This window comes from Streptomyces sp. NPDC043854, assembly GCF_056436005.1.
In genome coordinates this window covers 1-2864 of sequence record NZ_JBWKDK010000127.1, presented here as the reverse complement: position 1 = coordinate 2864, position 2864 = coordinate 1, and the positions used below count along the sequence as shown (strand labels likewise).

The window sequence follows — 2864 nt, the reverse complement described above, 5'->3', positions numbered from 1 at the left end:
GCAACGAGCCGCCACAGGTCCTCGGGGGTCTCCACCCCACCGGGATAGCGGCAGGCCATGCCCACGATCACGATCGGGTCGTCCTGGGCGGCGAGGGCACCGGTGGCCGTGGCGGCGGGCGCGTCGGTGTCCTGGCTCCCGGTACCGGTCACCTCGTCGGTGAGGTGCTGGGCGAGGACGGCCGGCGACGGGTAGTCGAAGACCAGCGTCGCGGGAAGCCGCAGGCCGGTGGCCTCGTTGAGGGCGTTGCGGAACTCGACGGCGCTGAGCGAGTCGAAGCCCAGTTCGCTGAAGGCCTGCTCGGGGTCGATGGCCTCGGCCCCGGCGTGGCCGAGGCCCGCCGCGGCGGTGGCCCGCACCAGGTCGAGGAGTGCCTCGTGCTGCGCCTCGGGGGTCAGGCCCGCCAGGCGCTGGGCGAGCGGGGAGGCCGTACCGGCCGGGCCGGCGGCGGCGACCCGGCGGGCGGGGCGGCGTACGAGGGAGCGGAAGAGCTCCGGCACCTCGCCGCCGCCGGCCGCGAGGGCCTTGACGTCGAGGCGGATCGGGACGAGGGCGGGCACGGGGAGGGTGCTCGCGGTGTCGAAGAGGTGCAGGCCCTCTTCGGGTGAGATGGCGTGCACGCCGGTGCGGTTCATCCGCTCGATCTCGGCCTCGGCAAGGGTGCCGGCCATGCCGCCGGTCCACAGGCCCCAGGCCAGGGACTGGGCGGGCAGACCGATCGCCCTGCGGTGGGCGGCCAGGCCGTCGAGGAAGGCGTTGGCGGCCGCGTAGTTGCCCTGGCCCGGGTTGCCGAAGAGACCCGCGGCCGAGGAGAACAGGACGAACGCGGACAGGTCGTGGCCGGCGGTCAGCTCGTGGAGGTTGAGTGCCGCGTCGACCTTCGGGCGCATGACGGTGTCGATGCGGTCGGGGGTGAGGGAGGCGATGACGCCGTCGTCGAGGACGCCGGCGACGTGCACCACCGCGGACAGTTCGATATCGGTGAGGAGGACGGCGAGCGCGTCGCGGTCGGCGACGTCACAGGCCGCGACCTTCACCTCCGCGCCGAGGGCCGCCAGGTCCACTACCAGCTCCTGGGCGCCCGGCGCGTCCGCGCCGCGGCGGCTCGTCAGCAGCAGGCTGCGCACGCCGTACTCGGCCACGAGGTGGCGGGCGAACAGGCCGCCCAGACTGCCCGAGGCACCGGTGAGCAGCACGGTCCCGCTGCCGAACGCCGGGGCCGCCTCGCTAGCGGCGTCGGCCGCCGCCGGGACCTCGGTACGGACCAGGCGGGCGCCGTACGCGGTGGTCCCGCGGACGACGACCTGGGACTCACCCGCCGCCAACGCGACGGAAACGTCCTCGGGGGTGTCCGTGTCCACGAGGACGACCCGGCCCGGGTCCTCGGACTGGGCGGAACGGACCAGGCCCCAGACCGCAGCACCGGCCAGGTCGGTCACGTCCTCACCCGGCAGTGCGACCGCGCCGCACGTGACGATCACCAGGCGCTCCGCGGACGACTGCAGCTCGGCCAGCGCGGTGTGCACCGCCGCACGCACCGCCGACGCGTCCATACCCGCGACGCTCCGCAGGACGAGGATGTCGGGGTCCATGGGCTGTACGGCCTTGGCTGCGGAGAGCTTGGTCCACTCGAGCTGGAAGAGGCTGTCGTGGAGCGGGGAGCGGGTGGCGGCGAGCTGGTCCATGGCGACCGCGCGCAGGGCGAGGGAGCCGACCGAGGCGACCGGCCGGCCCTCGCCGTCGGCGACTTCGAGGGTCACCGCGTCGGCGCCGGCCGGCGCCAGCCGCAGCCGGACCCGGGTCGCACCCGAGGCATGGAAGGCGACATCGCTCCACGCGAACGGCAGCCGCGCGGAGTCCGCACCGCCTTCCAGCAGGCCGGTGGCGTGCAGGGCGGCGTCGAGGACGGCGGGGTGCACGCCGTAGCCGTCGGTGGCGGTGCCCTCTGGCAGGGAGACCTCGGCGTACACGTCGGAGCCGGAACGCCAGGCGGCGGTCAGGCCCTGGAACACCGGACCGTACTCCAGACCGGCGTCGGCCAGCGTGTCGTACCAGCCGGTGAGGTCCACGGCCTCGGCACCCGCGGGCGGCCAGGCCGCCAGGTCGAAGGCGGCGTGCGGCGCGGCAGCGGAGAGCACACCGGTGGCGTGCCGCGTCCAGAGCTGTTCGCCGTCCTCGCCGCGGCCGTACACGTCGACGGACCGTGTACCGCGGTCGTCGGCGGCGCCCACGACCAGTTGGACGGCCACGCCGCCGCGGGCGGGCAGCACGAGCGGCGCCTGGAGGGTCAGCTCCTCCAGCACACTGCAGCCGACCTGGTCGCCGACGGCGATGGCCAGCTCGACGAGACCGGTGCCCGGGAAGAGCACGGTACCGCCGACTGCGTGGTCGGCCAGCCAGGGCTGGGAGGCCACCGACAGACGGCCGGTGAAGACCGCACCGTCGGAGGCCGGCGAGGCGACGACGGCGCCCAGGAGCGGGTGTTCGGCCCGGTCGAGGCCGGCTGAGACGACGCCTCCGCTGTCGGCGCCCGCCCATGCGTCGGCCCAGTACTCCAGGGCGTCCAGCCAGAAGTGCTGGCGCTGGAATGCGTACGTGGGGAGGGCGGTTCGCCGGGCGCCAGTGCCCGCGAAGAACGCTTCCCAGGCGACCGGCACGCCCTCGACGGCGGCCTTGGCCAGGGCGGCGACGACCTCGGGGGCCTCGTCGCGGTCGCGGCGGAGGAGCGGGACGAAGGCGCCTTCCGCGGAGGCCTGGCCCATGGCGGTGAGGACCGCGTCCGGGCCGAGCTCGAGGAACGTGCCCACTCCGGCGGCGGCCAGGGCGCGGATGCCGTCGGCGAACCGGACGGCCTCGCGGACGTG

The 2864-nt window shown here is 75.2% G+C and carries 1 protein-coding gene; it reads right to left on the bottom strand.

Annotated features, from left to right (window positions below; genetic code table 11):
- On the bottom strand, positions 1–2864 hold a 2864-nt coding region (locus tag AC068A_RS37260), incomplete at both ends, for a type I polyketide synthase (protein WP_478590735.1).